A 22,422-nucleotide genomic window follows, 5' to 3' on the forward strand; every position below is an offset into this window, starting at 1 on the left:
TAACCCGTAATGGGTTATTTTTAGATTATTTATGAAACACTGGTTTATAAAATGATCGATTTTCCAAGGCAAAAATGCGCTCGGTAAATTCCCCAGGCTTTACTCTTTCTAATGCTCGGTCCAACATGTTCATTTTCGCATCAAGATTATCTATATAATGTAGAATTTCAGCTTCCTTGACCATCGGCGGTTTTGGGCTTCCCCATTCAGCTTTTCCATGATGACTTAGGACAAGGTGTTTTAGTATTAATACTTCTTCTCCCGCAATCCCTAGCTCTTCTGCAGCTTTGCCGATTTCGTTAATCATAATGGTAATGTGCCCAAGTAAGTTCCCCTCGACCGTATACACAGTAGAAATAGGACCTGATAATTCCAACACTTTTCCCATATCATGAAGGATAACGCCCGCATATAAAAGATCCTTATCAAGGGAAGGATATAACGAAACAATCGCTTTAGCCAAGTCCAGCATGCTTACAACATGGTAAGCCAGCCCAGAAACAAACTCATGATGATTTTTTGTTGCTGCCGGATATTCCAAAAAGGCCTTTTGATGTTTCTTGATTAAATGACGGGTAATCCTTTGGATATTTGGATTTTTCATTTCAAAAATAAACTGTGTCAGCTTACCCATCATTTCATCTTGACTAAGCGGTGCAGTCTCTAAAAAATCATCCAGTTTAACCCCATCGGCTGGTCCAGATTTTCGGATTTGACGAATCTTAAGCTGACTCTTCCCACGATAATTTTGGACATCTCCAATAATTCTTACTATATTTTGGGCTGCATAACGCTTTTCATCATCATCCCCAGCATCCCATAGCTTTGCTTCAATTTCTCCACTTTGATCCTGAAGAATTAGCGTTAGAAATGGCTTACCGTTACTAGCAATCCCTTTTGTGGAACTTTTAATTAGGAGGAATAATTCGACCTGTTCCCCAACATCATAGTGTAATATACCTTTGCTCAATTAATCCACACTCCTTCCCATAGTACGAGTATACCATATCCGACTATTACTCTATGAACTAATCTGAACAGCACCTTTTTCCAAATAAAGAATATTTTCAGGGTGGAACATCGGTAATAAGTGCTGATGACATGTAAAGAATAAAATTTGATTTCCCTTCAGCTGATTAAGAAGTTCCATGACTTTTTCAGTTCTCTTTGCATCGAAGTTAACAAAGCTATCGTCGATGATTATAGGAAATGTATATTTTTCATAAAGCGTTGTTGCTAATGCCAAGCGAATTGCTACATATACTTGTTCCGTCGTCGCTTGGCTTAGTTCATTCGCTTCAAAAAGGGTATGGTCCTCGCGTTCGATTAAGAACCCTGAACCAGATGATTGAAGATGAATCTTCCGGTAGATTCCGCTAGTAAGAAACGATAGGTATTCTTCTGCTTTGGATAACATCCTTGGCAAATGAACCTTCTTATATTTATCAATGGTATGCGATAAAATCTCTTGTGCCAGGCAATAAACAGACCATTCTTTTGCAGCTTCCTCAAGTTCATACTTTTTCTGTTTGAAGTGGTGGAGGATCTCCGAATAAACTCCACCTTCCTCGAGTACTTGTATTTCATAATTAATTGTTGCAAATTCTTCTTGAAGCATTTTTAACTTTCCACGTAAACGCTGTGCTTCCACATCATATTCATCGATTAATTCAGCACTATTTTGAATGGATAAAAAGGTTTCCCTTTGCTGTGCTGGAAGAAGTGAATACTGGAGTTGGCTTGCAAGGTAATGGTATCTTTCTAATAGCTTTTCTTGTTTTTCAGCAATTGCCCCAAGTTCATAGAATTGCTCATCTGTTTCAACCATTGCCGCTTGTATGAGTTTTTTTCGTTCTGCTTCCAATAATTCAAGCTGTTGTGATTTTTGCTTTAAATCAGTATTAAGATCTGCAAGCTTTCCAAGTCTCTCTTGACTCTTTATTTTCTTCTCATGCTCATCCTTTAGCTTATTGCGGAGGAGATAGGCTATATTAGAAGGTTCTAAGTCTTTTTGGTTAAAATAACGACTCTCAAAGGATTTGAGGCCTTCTACTATTTCTTTTTGTAACAAATTTATTTGTTCTAGTCTCACTACGATCTGTTTTTTCTCCCTGCAAATAGACTTATATTGTTCTATTAACTCAAAAGCCTCTTGTAAAAAAGAAGTAGCAATATATTCAGGTATCATTAATTCGTTGGCGACGGAAAAAAGTCTTTGATTATTTTGAGCAGCCGCTGCTTCCCATTCCTCAAATTTCACAATCACCTTTTCATATTGAGATTGCTGCTGTTTTAGCTTCAACCTGACTAATTGCAGTTCTTCTCGCCTTTGATTATCTAACAATAATTGGTTCTCTAATTCAGACATATTTATATATTCAGCCGAGTGAAGTCTTTGTTTTAGTTGTTTTTCCTTATCATTTAAATTTTTTATTATTTGATGAATATCTCCACTCTTAAAAGACTTACTGTTTTTCGTCATAAAAGTGGCAACGATAATCACACCTAGTATCCCTAATAAAAGCAGCACCCACTGTTTAGTTAAGAAGCCATACATTGGCAATCCAATTAGGATGATCTCTAGCAGGGAAAACTGAAGCATTCTCTGTTTTTTCAGGCTTTCACTCGTAACTTTTTCACGCTCATGTGCCTGTTGGTAGAAATCAATTTTATCGTGGAGAGCCTTTACTTCCCACTCTAGAGTCTTCTTATCATTCCCCTGACTTACCTGTTCCTCCAACAATACCCTTTTTTGTTTAGGAAGAACCATACTTTCGGCCAAACGGGCATCTTTTTCGACTTCTTCTAACAGGATTTTATTCTCTTGATAACGTTCCTCAAGCTCTTCCTTTACTTCTTCAAGTTTCTGTTTTTTCCGTGCAATGACTTCCACTTGATTTTTCATATAAATATTTGTATTGATGGTAAAGATGTCTTCCTCATCAATAGGTAAATGCAATTTTTCTCTAGTAATGGACAGCTTGTCTTCGTACTCTACTAGCTTCGTTTCACATTGTTGCCTCTCTTGCTTTAATTGTTCCAGTCTCGGTAATTGATCAAGCAATGTTAAAATATCAGACTCGTTTTCCAGATAAGATAAATCAGGCTGAATGGCAGTCAATTCCTTGTTCAACTGATCTGTCCTTTCAGTCATGCTCATTATCTCCGCACGAACCGGGTGAATGAGCTGATTTAATTGTTCCATTCGCTCAATCCCTCGTGTCGGAAATACGATTTGTCCAATCTCGTTTAGTGCTTCCTTTGTCCATTTTTCTTCTTTGACAATTGTCTCTATTCTCTTCCATTCATTTAGTTCTTCAACCTTTGCACCTACTTCTTGAAGCATGCCGTTAATGGCTGCCATTTCCTGTTGAAGTAACTCTTTCTTTTCTATTAACTTTTCAATTTCATTATTTTTTGCAGCCGCTTTTTTTAAGTCCCCGTTCACTTCATGAAGTTTTTGTAACTTTTCATTCAATACTGGTCTTTTACCCGATGGCCTAAAGCGACTTTCCAGTTCCTTGTGCAGGAGCGTTTCCGCTTTTGATAACTGGCCCGTCCCTAACGTTCCGGCGGAAAATAGAAATTTGCCTATGTCTTCGCTTTTCATTTGGTGAATGTTTTGCAAGCCATGCAAATTAAAGGAAAAAACAGCTTGAAACAAGCCCTTATCAAAGTTTGCTACAAGTTGCTTTAGAAGTTCTTCACCACCGATCGTTCCATTATCAAGGATTACCTTTACATCCCCCGTTGCTTTTCCTTTGACACGCTCAATGACTGCATATCCGAGTTCCTCATGATAAACTCTAATGTTGCCGCCATATTTTGAACTATGCTTTGGCTCATAGCGCAATTCTGATTGTTGTTTGGTTGGAAAACCAAATAAAACCCCGTGAATAAAGGCCATAATGGTAGACTTACCTGCTTCATTTTCGCCATAGAATACTTGGAATTCAGTGAGGTTGCTAATTTTCACATTTTCTAATTGACCGTACCCGTATATGTGCATCTCAACAAATTTCAATCAGCATCCACTCCTTTCGTTAAGATTCATAAAGTAATTCAATTAATAATTTCTCAGCCTTTTCGATCATTTCTTTTTTTTCTACAGAAGATAAAGGTGCTAAATATTTTCTCCCTATCTGATGCTCGTACAAAGATGCTACAGCCGTTTCAACATCAACATACTTGTCAATTGTTTCAAATAACTCTTCAAAAAAGTTACCTTCCGTTTTTAATTGTTCCTTATCCATTTGCCGGCTCACCGTAAACTTTATATCAACAATCCAGACAAAGTACTCTTCATCTTTTTCATCCTCTATTAGTAATTCCAGTAATTCACTTTCCAAACTTCTTTTTTCGCGCTGATCCGCTAGTTCAATATTGGTCAAATGAAGGGTTAGGAATGTCCCTGTTCGATCACTCCGAAGACTATTGATGGTTGTTTGGCATAGATGGAGAATATCATGAAAACTGTTAGCATTAGCAGCATCAATTACAGCCTCCGTCCATATAATATCAGCAGATTCAATAAATTCTAGCTTTGCATCCACCTCTGTCAAATCGACTAAATTAAAGCCCTTCTTTCCAGTCTCTTTCTTGTTTCGCCCTTGAAGATTACCTGGATAGATGATGGGTGGATTTTCAGTCAAAATAGCTCGTTTATGGATATGACCAAGTGCCCAATAATCAAAGTCTTTTTCCTGCAAATCCTTGATTGTGAAAGGCGCATAGTTATCGTGTTCAATTCCTGAACTTTCATTGCCATGAAGGATTCCGATATGAAAATCAGCCCCTTCAACCTTTTGGTAATTTTCTATTTTTCGATCGAACACGTGTCGAGTCGGATAGCTAAAGCCATATAGATGAACTTTTTCTCCACTCTTAGTTTGAAGGAATTTTGTTTCAACTTGATGGTTAAAAATATGAACATTCGCTGGCATATCCAGATTAACCCAAGAACCGTTTAAATGATCATGGTTTCCATGCACAACATAAACAGGAATTCCCTGTTCGGCTAATTTAAACATTTCTGTCCGAAAGCGTGATTGCGCCCGGAGACTACGATCTTCCCCATCGAATAAATCACCAGCTAAAATTACAAAATCAACTTGTTGCTCAATTGCTGCAGCGGTTAACCTTTTCAACGCTGTAAAGGTACTCTCCTTCACTCGTGAAAAGATATTGGCTGGCAAATGTTTTAATCCGACCATCGGGCTGTCTAAATGCAAATCTGCTGCATGTATAAACGAAATCTTCTTCATAAAATAATCCTCTCACACAGTCTTTTCTCCATTGTAACACCTTTAAAATACGAATGCACGTTCTACAAGAAAAGCGCAAGGCGCCCGACTATCGGCGACAAACACAAGACGAGCCGGCCGAAAGGTTGTTCTTTAACCTTTTGGACGGATTGGCTTGTGACCTCGAGCCGATGGCTCCTTGCGCTGGACAATTCTCGAAGTCGATTTTTATACCTTCTTTCTATAAAAAAGAGCCTTACCAAAATGGTAAAGCCCTAAAAGGTTATTTATTTTTCGTTAACTGTAATGCCTTTTTGATATCTTTATACGAATTAGACTTCCCGTACATTAAGACGCCGCCACGATATACTCGTGCCCCAAAAATAGCTAAAATAACAATGGTGGTAATTAGTACAGCAATCCCTAAAAAAGCCTCCCATGCAGGAATATTCAACATACCGACTCGCAAAAACATAATCATCGGTGTAAAGAAAGGAATATACGATGTAGCCGTAATAAATGGAGCATCCGGTTTACCAAGTCCAAACATCGCAATCATAAATCCAGCTACGACTAGTAACGTCATCGGCGTAATCATCTGCTGCACATCTTCGATTCGACTGACAAGTGAGCCCAAAAATGCCGCCAGAGTAGCATAAAGGAAGTAGCCAAGAATAAAGAAAATAACGGCATAGAAAATGGTCGCTACAGGGATGTTTCCTACTCCAAAAAAGCCATCCTTGAAAGCTGCCATATTCTTTATAAAAGAATAGTACCCTACGAGTAAAAAGGCCGCTAATTGCGTGAGACTCAGCAGACCAATCCCCAATATCTTTGCAAACATTTGTTTTATCGGTGAAACACTTGAAATTAATATTTCCATCACTCTAGACGATTTTTCTGTCGCAACTTCCATGGCGATCATGTTGGCATACATGATAACCGAGAAATAAATGATAAACAGCAAGACATAAACGAGACCTCTGGCCTGATTTAATTCCTCTTCTGTTTTGGCATTTTTCTCAAGCGCGACTTTTTCAAACTTTACCGGTTCATAAAGCTTTTGCAACTGTGCTGGGGTTAAATTCAATTGTGAAGCAGCCAACATTGTCTTCACTTGTTGTAAACCCGTTTGCAAATCCGTAAATAAGGAGGAATCAGCAATACTCATGGCCTTAAAGGTGGCAACAGGTAAGTTTTCATCATTAAACTGGATTGAAACAACCCCACTATAATCACCTTTTTCAACCTTATCTTCCGCATCCTTTTCGTTCCCCTTATATTGCGTAAGTACAATATCCTTGTTTATCGAATTCACTTGCTGTTTGAACGGCTCGTAAAGCTGCCCTGATTCATCAATTACCGCAATCGTATCTTTGCCACCATTTTTATCAAAAAGGTCGATGATTCTGTTTATATTTGTCAGTCCTAAGACGATGACCACTGTTAATATTGTTGTGATAATAAACGATTTCGTTTTCAATTTACTTAAATAGGTATGAAATAAGATAATCCAAAAATTATTCATAGGAATTACCTACTTTCTCGATAAAAATATCATTTAACGAAGGCTCCTCAAGGGCAAATCTCTTTATAAAACCTTTATTGACTATTTCCTTCAGAATTTTTTCCGCAATATATTCTCCTTCAATTTGCAGTTGAATTCCCTCCATTGTTATTTTGGACTTTACTACACCCGGGAAGTTTTTCAATTCATCTAAGGAGAAATCCGCATGGATAACGAGATTTTTCTTACCAAATTCACGTTTAATATCTTTTAAGGAACCGTGCACAACCGGACTTCCTTTATGTAAAATACATAAGTGTTCACACATTTCCTCAACATGCTCCATTCGATGACTTGAAAAGACGATGGTCGCACCGTTTTCCTTCAGGGCTAAGACCGCTTCCTTTAGCATTTCTACATTTACGGGGTCAAGTCCGCTGAATGGCTCATCCAAGATTAATAATTTTGGCTTATGTACGACTGCTGCAATAAATTGGATTTTTTGTTGATTTCCTTTCGAAAGCTCTTCAACCTTTTTATTCTCATAATCAGGAATTTTAAAACGCTCTAGCCAAGCTTTTAGTTCTATTAGTGCTTCGCTCTTTTGCATTCCCCGTAATCTTGCTAAATAAATGATTTGCTCGCGAACCCTTAATTTCGGATACAGGCCTCTTTCTTCCGGGAGATAGCCGACAAGGTGGCTGGTGGAGTAATCAATCGGTTGATCATCCCAAGTAATTCTCCCTTCAGTATGATCAAGTAATCCTAAGATCATCCGGAACGTTGTCGTTTTTCCTGCTCCATTTGCCCCTAGAAAACCAAACATCTCCTTTTCCGGAATAGCTAACGACAAATCGTTTACCGCTGTAAATTGTCCGAACCGTTTGGTGACATGTTCAAGTTTAAGAACCATAATACACACTCCTCTCTTTCTTTCATACGAATATACCATAAAATAGTTTCAAATTATTTTTTGCACAATTTAGAGAATTATGTAAAAATATTAGTAGCATACTTCTAACAAGGAGGATTATTGAATGAAAACCTATAAACTAACAGCGTTTGAAGCAAATGGTGAGAAATTAGTGGACGAAAGTTTTCAAGCAGATAATGATGACGCAGCAAAAAAAAGAGGGGAACAACTCTTGAGCGAAAAAAATTTACTAGAGAAGACACACCGCTGCACTTCACCAAGCGGAAAACTACTACTCTTTCATACTTAAAGAAAACTCACCGACTAGCGAAGACAGAGGCGTTAGTTGCACTTATGCCTAATAGGAAAGTTATTCTTTCCTAGCGGCTAAAAAAGAAGCCGGTTAAGGCTTCTTTTATTTACCAATAAAATGAGGTCGTCTTTTTTCGAGAAATGCGCTAATTCCTTCTTGGTGATCTAGTGTTTCCCGCATTTTTTGCTGCCCATATTTTTCTAATTCCAATATTTTTAATAATTGTGGACGATTCTTTTCAGCCATAATTTTCTTCGTTTTAATCATTGCCTGTACAGGTCGGCTTAACCAATCTGCGATCCGATCCTCTAAGGCTTTCTGGAGTTCACCTTCTGCAATCTCCTGGATCAGTCCCAGCTTCAACGCTTCATCAGAATTTAACATTTTCCCGTCCCAAATTACCTGCTTAGCCATCGTTTCTCCCAGTCTTTTTTCTAAAAAGAAATGCGCTCCACCGTCCGGGATCAACCCAATACCAATAAAATTCATCGCCAGCTTGCTTGTTTTATCTGCAAGAATATAGTCAGTAGCCAACGCTAAGCTAAATCCTAAGCCAGCTGCTGCACCTGAAATGGCACTAAGAGTTAGTTTTGGAATGCTGTACAATGTAATAATTAATTCACTAATACAATCCATGACAGGAAAGAAATCGCTTTCGTTCATGTTTGAAAGCATGGTTTTAATATCCCCACCAGCTGAAAAGGCTCTGCCCTTTCCAGTTAACACGACAATATCAATATTGTCAGAATCACTAATTTCTTTTAGTTTGCAAATGAGTCCCTTAATCAGATCCGTATCCATAGCGTTTAATGCCTCTGGCCTATTCATTTCAAGTGTTGCCACGCGTCCCTTTACTCGCAAAGTCACCTTATCTGAAACAACATTCATTGACATGGGGAATCCCCTCCCTTATTTACTTATAATCAATTCCATTATATATGGATTTAATCAGAATAAAAATAAGCATTCGAAATATATCGAATTTTCTTCAATTTAAAGTTCTGTTAAACATGACTGCTGATTTCTGCTCCAATAGCAAACTGAGAAAAATAAACAATGAGCCTTAACAGAGCCAATTTTTTTAAGGATATTGGGACCCCATGTCCTCGGAAATCAGCTTTTTCTGAGCACTTCTTTTTGCACGCGATCGCGTAACGACATCTTTAGGAATTTACCAACTGACGTCTTTGGGATTTCCTCAAGGAATAAGATATCATCGGGAATCCACCATTTTGCAAATTGTGGTTTTAAGAATTCAAATAGCTCATCTTTTGAGGTTTTACCCTTAAAGGCATCTTTTAAAACTACACAAGCAATGGGTCGCTCCTGCCATCGTTCATGCGGGACAGCTACAACTGCCGCTTCAAATACGGCATCATGTGCCATTAAAGCATTTTCTAAATCAACGGAAGAAATCCACTCGCCACCGCTCTTAATTAAATCCTTTGTTCGGTCAACAATTTTCACAAACCCTTCTTCATCAATGGTGACGACATCTCCAGTATGAAGCCAGCCATCTTGAAATCCATCTTTTGTTCGCTCATCTTTATAATATTCTGAGGCAATCCATGGACCACGGATACATAACTCTCCCATCTCTTGCCCGTCCCAAGCGACTTCACCGTCCTTACCAAGGATTTTCATTTCTAAACCTGGCACAAGTGTACCTTGCTTTGCACGCAATTCTAATTTCTCCTCATCATCTAATTCTTCTTGATAGCTTTTTAAGTTTGAAAAGAGTGCAAGAGGACTTGTTTCTGTCATCCCATATGCATGCATGAATGGAACTTTGTGTCTTTGTTCAAAGGCTTTAATCATTCCTTTTGGTGCAGCAGATCCACCACATAAAATTCCCCTTAAACTACTCAAGTCATAGGACCCTTCATCCAGTTCTTTTAATAATCCTAACCAAATAGTCGGGACGCCACTCGTGATAGTAACTTTTTCCTGTTCAATTAACTCCGCTAGTAATTTAGGGGTGAAATATGGACCAGGGAGAACCAGTGTTGTCCCAAACCATACTCCAGCAAACGGCATCCCCCATGCGTTCGCATGAAACATTGGAACAACTGTCAGGGCAATGTCTTTTTCACTAATGGCGGCACTGTCGGCCAGTCCTAAAGCCATACTATGCAGAAAAATGCCACGATGGGAATAGACCACTCCTTTTGGGTTACCTGTCGTCGCCGACGTGTAGCACATACCAGCAGGGTCATTTTCTTCAATATCCTCCGGATAGTGAAAATCAGGACTGGCTTCAGCCAAAAGTTGTTCATAATGATAGACAGGTGCGAGCTTTGTTTCTGGTAATTCCTTTTCATCCGTCATAATAATAAAGGCTTTTACCGTTTTTAAATCCGCAGCGCATTGTTCGAGAAGGGGCAAGATGTCTGAGTCAACAAGGAGAACCTGATCTTCAGCATGATTGATAATGTAGGCTATATGCTGGGGTGATAAGCGGATATTTATCGTATGGAGGACGGCACCCATACATGGAATTGCAAAATAGGCTTCAAGGTGGCGATGATGATTCCAAGCTAGCGTTCCTACTCTTGCTCCTTTTGTAACGCCTAATTTCATCAAACTATCGGCGAGTCTTCTTGTTCTTTCGGCAATTTGTTTATAGGTAAATCTTTGGATGCCGGTTGCTGTTCTTGATATAACCTGCTTCTTTGGAAAATATCTTTCGGCTCTTTCAATCATCTGTGTCATCGTTAAAGGTGTTTGCATCATCACTACTCATCCCCTCCAATTTTGAAAGCGTTTTAAATCACCCCTAGAATTGTATGGAGCAACCCATGTATTTATTCTACATTAAGAACTTTTATTCCTTCATTAAGAACAATCAGAATAAAAAAATTCCCTGCTCTATTAAGCAGGAGAATCATTTTATCATGAACGCTTATTTGTTATCAGGAGAAAAGCTCGTTTAAGATTTTTATTTTATCAGCTGTATAGGATTCAAAGTTATCGTTGTAAGATTTCGGGTCCTTCGGATTTGCAAAATGGATAATCTTCCCCGAATGTGGATCAATAAACTTACTAGCCGCACCACAGCCTAATCCAATTATGGTCTGCTGTTCTTCCATTATCATAATATTATAGATACTTTCTTGATTAGGAAATGAATAGCCCACATTTTCTAGATTGCCGAGAATATTTTTTTGTCTGTATAAATAGTATGGAACATACCCATGATCTCTGGTCCAATCCTGGGCTAGATTCATCATCTTTTCTACTTCATCCCGTTCAGCAACCTTATACTTTTCCTTATTCTTGGTCATTTCAGATGCTCGTTTGAACGATAATGTATGAACAGTGACTGATTCAGGCATCAGCTTTTCAGTTTCTGCTAAGGAATGTGTAAATTCAGATAGACCTTCCCCAGGCAAGCCAATAATTAAATCCATATTGATATTATTCATTCCCATTTCGCGAGCAAGATGGTATTTTTCTATCGTTTCTGTAACTGTATGATGTCTTCCAATCGCTTTTAACGTCTCTTGTGTATAGGATTGTGGATTGATACTAATCCGGTCGATATGCCACTTCTTAAGGACCTCTAATTTATCTGGGGTAATCGTATCGGGTCGCCCTGCCTCAACTGTAATTTCTCGAATATTTTCAACATCCGGAAATGATGCGTACATTTCTTCGTACAACATATCCATTTCTGTCGCAGTAATACTCGTCGGGGTACCTCCACCGTAGTAAACAGTTGTAATCCTGATGCCTTTTTCCTTCAGCCAGGCACCTATTTCCTTCATTTCATAATGAAGTCCCCCTAGGAATGAATTCACTGATCCCTGTCTGCCATTAATCGCATAGGCAGGAAATGTGCAATAAGCACACTTCGTGGGACAAAATGGAATCCCAATATAAATACTAACCTCTTTTTGCAGGGAGTAAAGATCAGGTACTACGGCAAGCTGGCGGTCAACGATCTGCTGCATCAACTCAATCTTTTCATCAGTAATTAAGTAATCTTCCTTTAATTGTTGGTGGGCTAACTCCATTGGAATGTTCGCCTGCACTTTCCGATGGAGTAATTTTGTCGGTCTAATTCCCGTTAACACACCCCATTTTTGGGTAATGCCTGTCCAATCTTGAAGGACCGTTAAATAAACATGGGCGACCGCATTTTTTATCTGCTTAAACCTTTCTTTTTCAGATTCAGATGGAACCATTTCTTTTTGATAGGTTGAGAAATACCCTTTTCCATTGTTATCCTTTAATTCAGCTGATACCATTATATTCTCAAGAACTTGACAGCTAAATATAATTTGTAAATCTGTTTCATCCTCATTTCCAATGACAATCTGTGATTCTTCAAAAAACAAATTGGCAATGAGCTGCCATTGACGTCTATATCTTTCATCCTCTAACCCTATTATCGAAATTCGCAATTATATATATCACCTTTCACTACATTTCTCGTAGTTAAATTTTATATTTTTTTCTTTCCAAATAGCACAAGCTCCTATGGCAGGAGCTGGGGCAAGACATTATCTAAACTTCCTTAAGTGTACAAAAACAAGAAAATAAGGTCAATACAGTGGAAATTATTAGCTCTGGACTGGACCATTTTTTCCTTTTCTTCCTTCAACATAAAACAAGATATCACAGGCAAACGCCCATAATATCTTTTGAAGTTATTTTTTAATTATTTTCATCTTTCGTAAGAACTCAATTGGCTGTTGCTTGCGAAAGTGTTCCTTTACCATATAAGCTACACCCTGTTCATTTTCTGATCTCGTTACCCAATCAGATGCCCTCTTCACTTCGAAACTAGCATTCCACATTGAAACTCCAAGGCCTACCGCCTCAATTAAAGGAATATCATCCGGTCCATCACCGATATAAACCATCTCACTTCTACGAATGCCAAGTTGATTCCCTAAATAGGATAAGCCCGTTAATTTTGATACACCTGCAGGAACAATATCTAGCCGCAGTGAATCGAGCTCAATCACTTCAATCTCGGTAAACATCTTTCTTAGCGCATTGATTGCGTCCTTTTGATCACGCTCATCCTCAAAATAAACTTCAATTTTTGGAGGGGTCATGGATTGATCATGTAAATACTCACTTAGGGAAGAAACAAATTGCTGGGAATAGAAGACGGGATCTCCCGAAGTAAAAACAGTTTTAGCTAATAAATGATTATTTAATTTTAACTTATTGGCTAATGAAAATTGTTCGTGGACGAGGCGAATTTGACAGGGTAATGCCTCTAAAAAACGAACGGTATCGTAGGTAATATCTTCATTAATTCTTTTTACATAAATAGGCGATTCTTCTGGAGCCGCAATATAGGCCCCTTGATGTGTGATCAGTGGTGATTTTATTTTTAGCGCTTTTGCCACCTTTTTAGCTGATGGGAAGCTGCGTGAAGTAACTAGCGTTACATCTATTCCTTTTTGCTGGACATATTCAATTGCCTCTTTCGTTGACTTATGAATCTTCCCATTTGTTTGAAGAAGCGTGCCATCAATATTTAACGCAAGCAAGCGATAAATCATTATGTTGCCCCCTGTTCTTGGTGAAATTGCCTTTATAACACTTTTATGACTTTTCACGCATTTATAGAACACAAATGGGGAGTCCTTTTAGATCGTTCACTCATTTCATCTTTCCTCTTTAGAAGGAAAATAAAAAGCCTCCGGGTTCTATTCCGAAGGCTTAACACTCATACTTACATATTTCCATATAAATCTTCTAATGGTTTCATAATAACCTTGTTTAATTCACCAATAATCATGCTCATCCGTTGTTCTGCTTCCATTAACCGAGCAATTTTCTCATTTTGCTGAACGAGTCCCACGGTCGCTTGGGCCTGTTCGATTTCTTGTTCAGAAATATCTTGCCCCATCATTTGTTTTTGTTGTAAATTCATTTGAAGTTGACGGAATTGATCAAACATTTGTTTTGCTTGTGGTTCTGCATTGACTTCTTTATAGGCCTGTTGTAATTGTGTATACTCTGCGCTTTGACGGATTGCAGTTTCCAACGCATATGCGGAATCATATAAATTAACTGCCATGATTGAAAGTCACTCCTTTTACTTTAATAAATAATTCTTAACAACTATAACAAACTATTCGCTTAAATGCGAGAATGTTCAAATCACCATCCCATTAACTCTCTCATACATTACTTATATCAACTAATGCCTATTTAGTGGTTCCTATTAGTGGACTGACCGCTAAAAACTTGGATAGGTCATTTATAAAGATTAATGCAAATGAGGAGTGATTATGTCCTTTTCGTTAACCACAGTTATTATCGTTCCTAGAAAACTAACAATAAAAGATAGCCATGTGCAAATCTCCAAGCAATTATTTACAGACCTTCACCTTACAACGCACCAGGAATTAAGCATCTCAATCGGACAGAAAACACTAACAGTTTCAGTCCAAACAGTTGACATGGATGATAACGAAATTCATCTTCCTGAGCAAATGCTACATGCATTTTGTCTTCCCATCCAACGCTACAAGTTCCAAGCACTTGCTTCAGCTGATACACATACATTAAAGCTTGGTCCAGTCATTGGTTTACTAACAGATTCGCTTGACTATAACCATGAAGACCCCCACTTTCGTTCCATCCATTTGTTTTGTGAGGAGCTTCATCATGGTATAACGGCACAAGGCGGCTTTTTTTTCGTATTTCCTTACGACAAATTTCTAAGCCAAGGATATTTTCTTAATAATGGAAAGTGGATTTTGACCCAGGTTCCCATACCTGATGTTATTTACAACCGTATTCATTCTAGAGTCCTTGAGCAGAAGAAGCCATATAAGCAATTCCGGAAAAAAATTGACCAGTTCATGATTCCATTTTTTAATGACCGCTTCTTGTCTAAATGGGAAGTGTATGAACAGTTACAAAATGAAGATCTACTCCTTGCCTATCTTCCCAACACAAAAATTTTTTCCCTAGAGCACCTTTATGACTTTGTTCGAGAATATGAAACTGTTTTTCTCAAACCGATACACGGTAGCCAAGGCAGAAATATTATAAAAATAAAAAAGGAAACTGACGATCATTATTCCTTTGAATCTTCATTACCAAGTCTACGGAATCATTCAGGGGAGAACTATTCATTCACCGAATTAGCTCAACAGATTCAACCATTTATGGAAAAACGCATGTATCTTATACAGCAAGGAATTGCATTAGTATCGCCTCAATCGAGTGCAATGGACTTTAGGGTTCTCTGTCATAAAAATAGCCAGCATCATTGGACGGTGACCTCTACTGTAGCAAGGATCGCAGCGGAACAGGAATTTGTCTCTAACCTAGCAAGAGGCGGTACGATGACACGACCGTTACTGGCGTTACGAACTTGTATGAGCGACAAGCAATCTTTAGAAGTACTGGCATTGATGAAAGAATTAGCACTCGCTACCGCCACCGCAATCGACAAACATTCTGACGGTATGACTGGCGAACTTGGAATTGACATTGGTGTCGATCAAGAAGGAAAGCCTTGGCTAATTGAGGTAAATTCAAAGCCTTCCAAAAATTTCGAGGATGGATTAGGAAAAATAAGACCGTCCGCCAAAGCAATTATCCAATATTGCACAATACTCGCTTTTAAAAAGGAGAAAAAGGAGGAGCTGTAATTGATTACTTTTGGAATCATGACGTTAACGATGGAAAGTGAAACCTCCTATATTAACGAGATAGCAAGACGAGCTGAGCTATGTGACATGGTGGTTTTCAGGTTCATCCCATCTACTATTCAACCCCATTCACTAAAGGTAACCGGAAAAAAATATGATTCAAACAGCAATGAATGGTTGGAATGCGAAGTACCGATCCCATCTATAATTTACGACCGCTGTTTCTATGGAGATGATGAACATTCTAAACAATGCCTGCCCATTGTGTCTTGGTTAAAGAGCAGAAAAGATATTACTTTTTTAGGTTATGGATTACCCAATAAGCTGGATTTATATAATGCACTACATTCTACAACTTTAGCTTCCTATTTACCTGCTACACAGGCTGTAACTGAACCGGGCATTGTGTTAAAGGAGTTATTCACAAATATAAAAATGATCTTAAAGCCAATTAATGGTTCAGCGGGTTATGGGATCTATTATTTGCAGAAAAACGAGAAAACTTATCATGTTAAAACAGAAAAACAAAAGAAGATGATTTCGCGAATTTTTCCAAACGAAGCTAAGCTTACACAATGGCTCCATTCATTACTAAAACAACGTGCCTATCTTTTACAACCATACCTAGAATTGTCAACTAATGAACACCAGCCGTTTGACATTCGCATTCTTCTGCAAAAAAACGAGAATGGTGTTTGGGGTGAACGGGGTAGAGGCATTCGCCTTGGGAGTACTGGCGGTATTCTCTCTAACTTGAGTGCCGGTGGAACCATCCTCACCTTTACGGACTGGTTAGCTTCCCTTCCGCCGGTAAAAGGTGAGTTTATTCATCAGGAATTACATTATATTCTTACTAAACTACCAGATTTGCTAGAAAATGAGTTTATGCCCTTATTTGAAATTGGTGTTGATATCGGCATAGCCAAAAACGGTTCGATTTGGATTCTCGATTTAAATTCTAAACCAGGCAGAAAAGTTCTATTACACACCCTGCCAGACTTACAGGAGAAACTTCACCTTGCGCCATTGCTTTATGGCAAATACCTTTCACAGACAGATCAAAAAGAAAGGAAAATCTATCATGAGAAAACATTATCACATTGAAATTGTCCAAAATGATCAAATGATTGTTTTTTGTCCTCCTGAAATTCTTCACAATCAACAAATAAAAAAAATGGCGTTTGGCTCACAATCATTGGAGGTAGACTTTTTCCCCCACCCCGACCATAATGATCGAATTGTTATGAGCAGAAAAATCCAGGAGGCGATCCAGTTTCCTCCCTATACAATCCCGCTGCACGTCTTTATAGAAAACGAATTCCTCTATATCGGTCCGCTCGTCGGAATTTTCACTGCTGGATTTACGAGTTTTCCCCAACAACCTATTGGTGAACGAACATTGTTTTTCTCCAAACTACTGGCAGTGAATAAAACGGTTGGTGCCCTGCCATTTGTTTTTGGAGAACAGCATATTGATTGGCACAAAGGAACAATCGAGGGTTACTTTTTTCATGACGATGGCTGGAAAACACTTGAAGTACCCTTCCCAAATGTCATTTACGACCGATTACCAAATCGGAAAAGCGAAGAGAATCCAAAATTAATCAAGGTGAGAGAACGTCTGCAACAGGAATATCTGATCCCATGGTATAATCCTGGTTTTTTCAATAAACTTGATATTTATGAAAGACTTCAACAAGAAACCTCTATAACAAAATATCTGCCTGAAACGCATCCATTCACGTCCTTTTCTTCCATTGAGACGATGCTATCAAAATATGGACATATTTTCATCAAACCCAAAAATGGCAGTTTAGGGCTTGGAGTTCACCAGGTAATTTATGATAAACTTTCTGACTATTATTATTGTCGTTACCAAGATGAAGAGGGCGTAAATCGACTGCGAAAATACACAAGCTTAGAACGACTATTTCAGTCCGTTTTCGCCAACAAATCACTTGATAAAATGCTTGTCCAGCAAGGGATTCATTTGCTTAGAAACGAACAGCGCTCCGTTGATTTTCGCGTCCATACGAATAAAGACGAATTCGGACAATGGCATGTAACCGCACTTGCAGCGAAAATTGCTGGACCAGGCAGTGTCACAACCCATGTCCGAAGTGGTGGAGATATAAAGACAATGGGCGAAATTTTTTCCAAGGATGAAAGTAATCAATATACGGAGAAGTTACACCAAGCTTCGCTCCTGTTAAGCTCTGCACTAGACAAAAATATTGAAGGAATTATAGGCGAGATTGGGTTCGATTTAGGAATTGATCGGAACGGAGATGTTTGGCTGTTTGAAGCAAATTCCAAACCCGGCAGGTCCATTTTTAGTCACCCAGAATTAAGAGAATTTGATCTGCTCACACGTAAATTATCGATCGCTTTTGCTGTCTTTCTAACCGAGCAATCATTATTACATCCAGAGGAATTATTTACATGAAACATCATTCCCCTTCACCACTGATTGGCATTATGACAGCAAGAAAAAAAAATGGCGTTATTTCCGGTAATGGTCCACTGTTTATAGCCTTACAAAAAAAGCTTATTTCGCTAAATGGGATAAGCTTTGTCTTTATTCCTGAAGAGACTGAGCAAGATTTTATTAACGGTTATACTTTTTCCCCTGAGAGTAACAGCTGGAAAAAGGACAGATTCCCCTACCCTGACCTAGTTTATAATCGAATTCCCTTTCGAAAAATAGAAAAAAATGAACGCTGCCAGCAATTTTTTTCATTGTTAAAGGAAAAAAACATCCCTTTTTTCAATCCTTCTTTTATTGATAAATACGAACTCTTTAGCTTATTGAAAAATCATGAGTACCTCCAACATTTTTTACCACAAACCATCCTCATTCAAGATAAAAGGGGATTGTCTACCTTTTTAAAAAAATTGAAGCGTCTATATTTAAAGCCGACGCAGTCTTCCAAGGGAAAGGGGATCGTACGGATAAAGCTGACCGGCAACGAGCAAGTTCAACTTGAAGGGGTTAACAAACAGGAACACTATCATTCCTTTTCTCATTTTTGGGAACAATGGGGCACCGAACTGCTGGAGAAAAGCTATCTGGCACAGGAGGAAATCCAATCGGCTGAACATGATGGCCACAGGTTTGACTTCCGAATCCTCGCCCATGCTAACCATGATGAATATATCGTTACTGGAGTTGGGATTAGACAGTCCCAGGAGCAAGGAATTACCACCCATATTCCAGCTGGGGGTAAGCTCCTCCCCTATCAGCTCTTGCAGTCCAGCAAACATGACCAGTTCATTCAATCCATCGTCATTCCGATAGGCAAGGCCCTGTCGAAGCATCTCGGATATTTTGGCGAATTTTCCATTGATGCCGGCGTAAGCGAAATGGGACAGTATTATATTTACGAAGTAAATTCTAAACCCATGAGCTTTGATGAATCGGAGATTGAGGAAAGAAAAATTGAGCAACTCTGCTATTTATTTCAACAGTTAACAAATAATCTGAAATGACAAACAATTTTATTTAAAAAAGCCCTACTTAAAGGTAAGCTATATAGTGACTATGTCAGAGGAGGGGATTATGTCTATGCTAATGCATTTCCAATTCAAGCCATTATTTGCGAATAAAAATATTCCGGGCTGGAATTTTTCCTTTTATTATAAGAAACAAAGGTATACCGGCGTCTATCACCAAACAGGGAAAATTGAATGGACAGCAAGTACACCAAAACAAGAAGAGATCGACGCATTAACCAGTCAAATCCACGAATTAATGCTTTATCATGTTTATGAATAAGGAAAGGAATTACGTAAATTGCATGAAAATCTAGCCTTTCCGCAAACTAAAGGGAATGAACGGAAAGGATTGAGGTTCTTGAAACAAGATAAGGAAAAACAAATCCAGGAAGACATTGCATTTGAAGGCAGAGATAAAGCTTATGTCGATGTAGACAGAATGATCAATGAGGGGTTGTCAGGTGGTTCCGTTCATGCTCGTCATGATACAACCAATATCGAGGAAGCCCGCGAACTTCCAGATGAACAGCCCCCCTATGAGTGCAATTAACATATCGTGCCCATCAATTGGCTAGTCACTATACAAAGTGACTAGCCAATTTTATTTCTTGCCACTCACCACTATTGGTATAATATAAGCATCTACTTAGAAAATCTTTTGATAATGGGGAATAGCCTAATGCTAAGAAAATTATTGACTATATATAAAGATTCCATTTTGTTTCATAACCAGCCCGAGAAACCATCCAAACAATTTTATTATTTCTGGAGTGAGTCTGAGAACGAAGGGATTGGCATTCCGAAAACTGAAGTAAGTGAAAAAGAACTCATCCTTCTCACCACCATTTATAAATTGGTTGAATATCAAGCAGCAAATCTCCCCCCTGTTGCAAAGAGATGGTATGATTTTTTACTTTTAGATGGTCCGTCTCCACAAACAAATTCAGATACCTCTATTCGCTTTATTCAGTTCCACATTCATGGAAGTGACACGAACCCAGTGGAAATTGAATCTGCGTTAAAAGGTTTTTTTACGGATGATGTCCTTATTATTTGGGAAAATGGCAGCCGTGGAATTGTCATAGAGGAGAAAAATCAGGTCTCCCTTTCGGAAGAAGAATTAATTTCGATGTCGGAAACGGTAGCTAGTGATTTTTATGTAAAAATTACATTTTACCTGGGCAAGCCCTGCCTCTTTTCTGAACAGCTTCGCGCTAAATATCTACAGGAAAAGGAATACTTTTCTTTTGCTCTTTCTAAACTTGGCACTACCCAGTTTTTTTCGTTTGAACGAGTTTTCCCTGCGTATTTAGCCTATTACTTGCCGCTAGAATTAAAACAGAGGGGAAGTGCTGGAATTGTTGAAGTGTTTCAGGAAGACCCTGAACTATTTTCAACTATCAAGGTTTTTCTTGAAAATAATTTAAACGCTAGTCTGACGGCCAAAAAATTATATATTCATCGAAATACGCTCCAATATCGAATTGATAAGTTTACCGAAAAGACTGGAATCGGATTGAAGGACTTTTATAGTGCCTTTACCATCTTCTTAACTTGTATGCTTTTTGAAAGTGATTTCAAACAATGACAAAGTGCCCAAAAAAGCGTTTTCATTATTTGTGCAACATGTCCATATTGTATTTTTCCATACCCTTGTAAACTAAACGTAACAAGATGATCACACAGGGAGGAATTACAAATGGCAGAATTAAAATTAGATCATATTTTTAAAATTTATGACAATAAGGTGACCGCTGTTCAAGACTTCAATTTGCATATTGAAGACAAGGAATTTATCGTGTTTGTTGGACCATCTGGCTGTGGAAAATCTACAACCCTTCGAATGATTGCAGGTCTTGAGGATATTTCAAAAGGTGATTTTTTCATTGATGGAAAAAGAGTAAATGATGTTGCTCCAAAAGATCGTGATATCGCCATGGTTTTCCAAAACTATGCCCTATATCCACATATGACGGTATATGATAACATGGCATTTGGTTTAAAACTACGCAAATTCGCAAAGGATGAAATCGACCGCCGTGTACAAGAAGCCGCAAAAATTCTTGGCTTAGAAGCCTACTTAACAAGGAAACCTAAAGCCCTTTCAGGTGGTCAGCGTCAGCGTGTTGCCCTAGGCCGTGCGATTGTCCGTGATGCAAAGGTATTCTTGATGGATGAACCATTATCAAACCTTGATGCTAAGCTGCGTGTGCAAATGCGTGCCGAAATTGCCAAGTTGCACCGTCGTCTCGATACCACAACAATCTATGTAACGCATGACCAAACAGAGGCAATGACAATGGCTACGCGTTTGGTCGTTATGAAGGACGGTATCATTCAACAAGTTGGTTCACCAAAAGAAGTGTATGAAAAGCCAGAAAATGTGTTCGTTGGCGGCTTTATCGGGTCACCAGCAATGAACTTCTTTAACGGTAAACTGGAAGATGAAAAATTTGTGATTGGCAATACTTCCATCGCGGTTCCTGAAGGAAAAATGAAATTCCTTCGTGAGCAAGGGTATATTGGAAAAGATATCATCCTTGGTGTTCGTCCGGAAGATATTCATGATGAGCCTGTATTCATTGAAGCTTCTACTGGAACAAAGATTAAAGCCAATGTTGATGTAGCAGAGTTAACTGGAGCAGAAATGATGGTTTATTCTAGCATCGGTGGTCAAGATTTCGTTGCCCGTCTAGATTCACGTGCAGAAGTCCAGCCTGGCGATACTTTGGACCTTGCCTTTGACTTAAATAAAGCCCATTTCTTCGATGCTGAAACAGAATTAAGAATTAGAACCCTTAATGAAAACTAAATAGATAGTAGATAATCCCCGTTATTCATTAATGGGGATTATTCTTTTATAAAAATAATTTCATCATGATGGCACGCAGGACATTGGTAGAGATGCGGGCACTTATGACCTGAATTTGTATCAGGGTAACCGTCTTCCTGCCTCATCAAATTAATCTCCATGTATGGACTATAATCATCGTAAAAATCCATTAATCTTCCGCTTTCCAACATAGGTTCCCCGCAAGTTGTACACAATAAATAAAGTTCCCTTAAACCATTACAGACTGGGCAGATCGCCATCGTTTTCACCCTCTTATTGAGTAGATAACTTTAGTTTATGTTAACTTATACTTCATATGTAATGTAATAAATTACCATTTAATCCTTCGAATAAGTCTTCAAAAATTAATCATAATAAAGATTACAAAGCAACAAACACACAGCAACAAGCAAATAACCTTTTACGATATGGGTTAGGCCAGGTGGCAATCTTATGGTTCAATTCCATACTGACCCCAAACTTATTA

Annotated in this window: 20 protein-coding genes; 9 read left to right on the forward strand and 11 right to left on the reverse strand. The window is 38.5% G+C overall.

Going from position 1 to position 22,422, the window contains the following annotated elements; all coding sequences use genetic code 11:
* Positions 1 to 25: 25 nt before the first annotated feature.
* The 5 genes from yhaM to TY15_RS18440 form a co-directional block, all read right to left on the reverse strand.
* Positions 26 to 970, reverse strand: a complete 945-nt coding sequence (gene yhaM, locus TY15_RS18420; RefSeq protein WP_040204441.1) for a 3'-5' exoribonuclease YhaM — start codon at positions 968 to 970, stop codon at positions 26 to 28.
* Between the two features lie 51 nt (positions 971 to 1,021).
* Positions 1,022 to 4,024: an AAA family ATPase gene (locus tag TY15_RS18425; protein WP_040204440.1), complete on the reverse strand. Its 3,003-nt coding sequence runs from the start codon at positions 4,022 to 4,024 to the stop codon at positions 1,022 to 1,024.
* Positions 4,025 to 4,043: 19 nt separating this feature from the next.
* Complete coding sequence (locus TY15_RS18430; protein ID WP_040204439.1) at positions 4,044 to 5,264, reverse strand: metallophosphoesterase family protein; 1,221 nt, start codon at positions 5,262 to 5,264, stop codon at positions 4,044 to 4,046.
* A gap of 262 nt (positions 5,265 to 5,526) precedes the next feature.
* Complete coding sequence (locus TY15_RS18435; protein ID WP_040204438.1) at positions 5,527 to 6,771, reverse strand: ABC transporter permease; 1,245 nt, start codon at positions 6,769 to 6,771, stop codon at positions 5,527 to 5,529.
* A complete protein-coding gene (locus TY15_RS18440) occupies positions 6,764 to 7,663 on the reverse strand; it encodes an ABC transporter ATP-binding protein (RefSeq protein WP_040204437.1) in 900 nt (299 codons plus the stop codon). The genes TY15_RS18435 and TY15_RS18440 overlap by 8 nt, the downstream gene beginning before the upstream one ends.
* A 124-nt stretch (positions 7,664 to 7,787) precedes the next feature.
* Here TY15_RS18440 and TY15_RS18445 point away from each other — a divergent pair, with 124 nt between their 5' ends.
* Complete coding sequence (locus TY15_RS18445; RefSeq protein WP_040204436.1) at positions 7,788 to 7,973, forward strand: YhzD family protein; 186 nt, start codon at positions 7,788 to 7,790, stop codon at positions 7,971 to 7,973.
* Between the two features lie 105 nt (positions 7,974 to 8,078).
* Here TY15_RS18445 and TY15_RS18450 read toward each other — a convergent pair whose 3' ends face one another.
* The 5 genes from TY15_RS18450 to TY15_RS18470 form a co-directional block, all read right to left on the reverse strand.
* Entirely contained in the window at positions 8,079 to 8,870 is a 792-nt protein-coding gene (locus TY15_RS18450) for an enoyl-CoA hydratase (protein WP_040204435.1), read from the reverse strand.
* A gap of 219 nt (positions 8,871 to 9,089) precedes the next feature.
* Positions 9,090 to 10,709, reverse strand: a complete 1,620-nt coding sequence (locus TY15_RS18455) for a long-chain fatty acid--CoA ligase (protein WP_179301716.1) — start codon at positions 10,707 to 10,709, stop codon at positions 9,090 to 9,092.
* Between the two features lie 179 nt (positions 10,710 to 10,888).
* Positions 10,889 to 12,382 carry a coproporphyrinogen III oxidase gene (locus tag TY15_RS18460; protein WP_040204433.1) on the reverse strand — a complete coding sequence of 498 codons (1,494 nt, stop codon included), beginning with the start codon at positions 12,380 to 12,382 and terminating at the stop codon, positions 10,889 to 10,891.
* A 246-nt stretch (positions 12,383 to 12,628) separates the two neighbouring features.
* Entirely contained in the window at positions 12,629 to 13,498 is an 870-nt protein-coding gene (locus tag TY15_RS18465; RefSeq protein ID WP_040204432.1) for a Cof-type HAD-IIB family hydrolase, read from the reverse strand.
* Between the two features lie 173 nt (positions 13,499 to 13,671).
* Positions 13,672 to 14,019 carry a YlbF/YmcA family competence regulator gene (locus TY15_RS18470; RefSeq protein WP_040204431.1) on the reverse strand — a complete coding sequence of 116 codons (348 nt, stop codon included), beginning with the start codon at positions 14,017 to 14,019 and terminating at the stop codon, positions 13,672 to 13,674.
* 214 nt (positions 14,020 to 14,233) lie between these two features.
* Here TY15_RS18470 and TY15_RS18475 point away from each other — a divergent pair, with 214 nt between their 5' ends.
* The 8 genes from TY15_RS18475 to TY15_RS18510 all read left to right on the forward strand — a co-directional run bounded on the left by TY15_RS18475 (position 14,234) and on the right by TY15_RS18510 (position 21,914).
* Positions 14,234 to 15,607 (forward strand): YheC/YheD family endospore coat-associated protein, encoded by a 1,374-nt coding sequence (locus tag TY15_RS18475; RefSeq protein ID WP_040204430.1) that lies wholly within the window; start codon positions 14,234 to 14,236, stop codon positions 15,605 to 15,607.
* The gene (locus tag TY15_RS18480; protein WP_040204429.1) at positions 15,608 to 16,711 is read left to right on the forward strand and encodes a YheC/YheD family endospore coat-associated protein; all 1,104 of its coding nucleotides are present in this window, start codon (positions 15,608 to 15,610) and stop codon (positions 16,709 to 16,711) included.
* Complete coding sequence (locus TY15_RS18485; RefSeq protein WP_040204428.1) at positions 16,689 to 18,053, forward strand: YheC/YheD family endospore coat-associated protein; 1,365 nt, start codon at positions 16,689 to 16,691, stop codon at positions 18,051 to 18,053. The genes TY15_RS18480 and TY15_RS18485 overlap by 23 nt, the downstream gene beginning before the upstream one ends.
* Positions 18,050 to 19,096 carry a YheC/YheD family endospore coat-associated protein gene (locus TY15_RS18490; protein ID WP_040204427.1) on the forward strand — a complete coding sequence of 349 codons (1,047 nt, stop codon included), beginning with the start codon at positions 18,050 to 18,052 and terminating at the stop codon, positions 19,094 to 19,096. Before TY15_RS18485 ends, TY15_RS18490 begins: the two co-directional genes overlap by 4 nt.
* Positions 19,097 to 19,172: 76 nt before the next feature.
* The gene (locus TY15_RS18495) at positions 19,173 to 19,382 is read left to right on the forward strand and encodes a YheE family protein (RefSeq protein ID WP_040204446.1); all 210 of its coding nucleotides are present in this window, start codon (positions 19,173 to 19,175) and stop codon (positions 19,380 to 19,382) included.
* 78 nt (positions 19,383 to 19,460) lie between these two features.
* On the forward strand, positions 19,461 to 19,652 hold the full coding sequence (locus TY15_RS18500) for a hypothetical protein (RefSeq protein ID WP_040204444.1): 192 nt from the start codon (positions 19,461 to 19,463) through the stop codon (positions 19,650 to 19,652).
* Positions 19,653 to 19,781: 129 nt separating this feature from the next.
* The gene (locus tag TY15_RS18505) at positions 19,782 to 20,690 is read left to right on the forward strand and encodes a PucR family transcriptional regulator (RefSeq protein ID WP_040204426.1); all 909 of its coding nucleotides are present in this window, start codon (positions 19,782 to 19,784) and stop codon (positions 20,688 to 20,690) included.
* A gap of 111 nt (positions 20,691 to 20,801) precedes the next feature.
* A complete protein-coding gene (locus tag TY15_RS18510; RefSeq protein ID WP_040204424.1) occupies positions 20,802 to 21,914 on the forward strand; it encodes an ABC transporter ATP-binding protein in 1,113 nt (370 codons plus the stop codon).
* 38 nt (positions 21,915 to 21,952) lie between these two features.
* Here the strand turns inward: TY15_RS18510 and TY15_RS18515 are convergent, their stop codons facing one another.
* A complete protein-coding gene (locus TY15_RS18515) occupies positions 21,953 to 22,195 on the reverse strand; it encodes a hypothetical protein (protein ID WP_040204423.1) in 243 nt (80 codons plus the stop codon).
* Positions 22,196 to 22,422: the final 227 nt, after the last annotated feature.

Source organism: Neobacillus jeddahensis, from assembly GCF_000612625.1.
In the GTDB taxonomy this organism is placed as follows: domain Bacteria; phylum Bacillota; class Bacilli; order Bacillales; family Cytobacillaceae; genus Neobacillus; species Neobacillus jeddahensis.

What these genes read in the sequence shown, in the direction of transcription:
- TY15_RS18515 (WP_040204423.1), bottom strand. Translation starts at nt 22,195, where the DNA reads ATGGCGATCTGCCCAGTCTGTAATGGTTTAAGGGAACTTTATTTATTG.
- TY15_RS18450 (WP_040204435.1), bottom strand. Translation starts at nt 8,870, where the DNA reads ATGTCAATGAATGTTGTTTCAGATAAGGTGACTTTGCGAGTAAAGGGA.
- TY15_RS18505 (WP_040204426.1), top strand. Translation starts at nt 19,782, where the DNA reads ATGCTAAGAAAATTATTGACTATATATAAAGATTCCATTTTGTTTCAT.
- TY15_RS18495 (WP_040204446.1), top strand. Translation starts at nt 19,173, where the DNA reads ATGCTAATGCATTTCCAATTCAAGCCATTATTTGCGAATAAAAATATT.
- TY15_RS18430 (WP_040204439.1), bottom strand. Translation starts at nt 5,264, where the DNA reads ATGAAGAAGATTTCGTTTATACATGCAGCAGATTTGCATTTAGACAGC.
- TY15_RS18485 (WP_040204428.1), top strand. Translation starts at nt 16,689, where the DNA reads ATGAGAAAACATTATCACATTGAAATTGTCCAAAATGATCAAATGATT.
- TY15_RS18470 (WP_040204431.1), bottom strand. Translation starts at nt 14,019, where the DNA reads ATGGCAGTTAATTTATATGATTCCGCATATGCGTTGGAAACTGCAATC.
- TY15_RS18435 (WP_040204438.1), bottom strand. Translation starts at nt 6,771, where the DNA reads ATGAATAATTTTTGGATTATCTTATTTCATACCTATTTAAGTAAATTG.
- TY15_RS18465 (WP_040204432.1), bottom strand. Translation starts at nt 13,498, where the DNA reads ATGATTTATCGCTTGCTTGCGTTAAATATTGATGGCACGCTTCTTCAA.
- TY15_RS18510 (WP_040204424.1), top strand. Translation starts at nt 20,802, where the DNA reads ATGGCAGAATTAAAATTAGATCATATTTTTAAAATTTATGACAATAAG.
- TY15_RS18490 (WP_040204427.1), top strand. Translation starts at nt 18,050, where the DNA reads ATGAAACATCATTCCCCTTCACCACTGATTGGCATTATGACAGCAAGA.
- TY15_RS18445 (WP_040204436.1), top strand. Translation starts at nt 7,788, where the DNA reads ATGAAAACCTATAAACTAACAGCGTTTGAAGCAAATGGTGAGAAATTA.
- TY15_RS18455 (WP_179301716.1), bottom strand. Translation starts at nt 10,709, where the DNA reads ATGATGCAAACACCTTTAACGATGACACAGATGATTGAAAGAGCCGAA.
- TY15_RS18440 (WP_040204437.1), bottom strand. Translation starts at nt 7,663, where the DNA reads ATGGTTCTTAAACTTGAACATGTCACCAAACGGTTCGGACAATTTACA.
- TY15_RS18475 (WP_040204430.1), top strand. Translation starts at nt 14,234, where the DNA reads ATGTCCTTTTCGTTAACCACAGTTATTATCGTTCCTAGAAAACTAACA.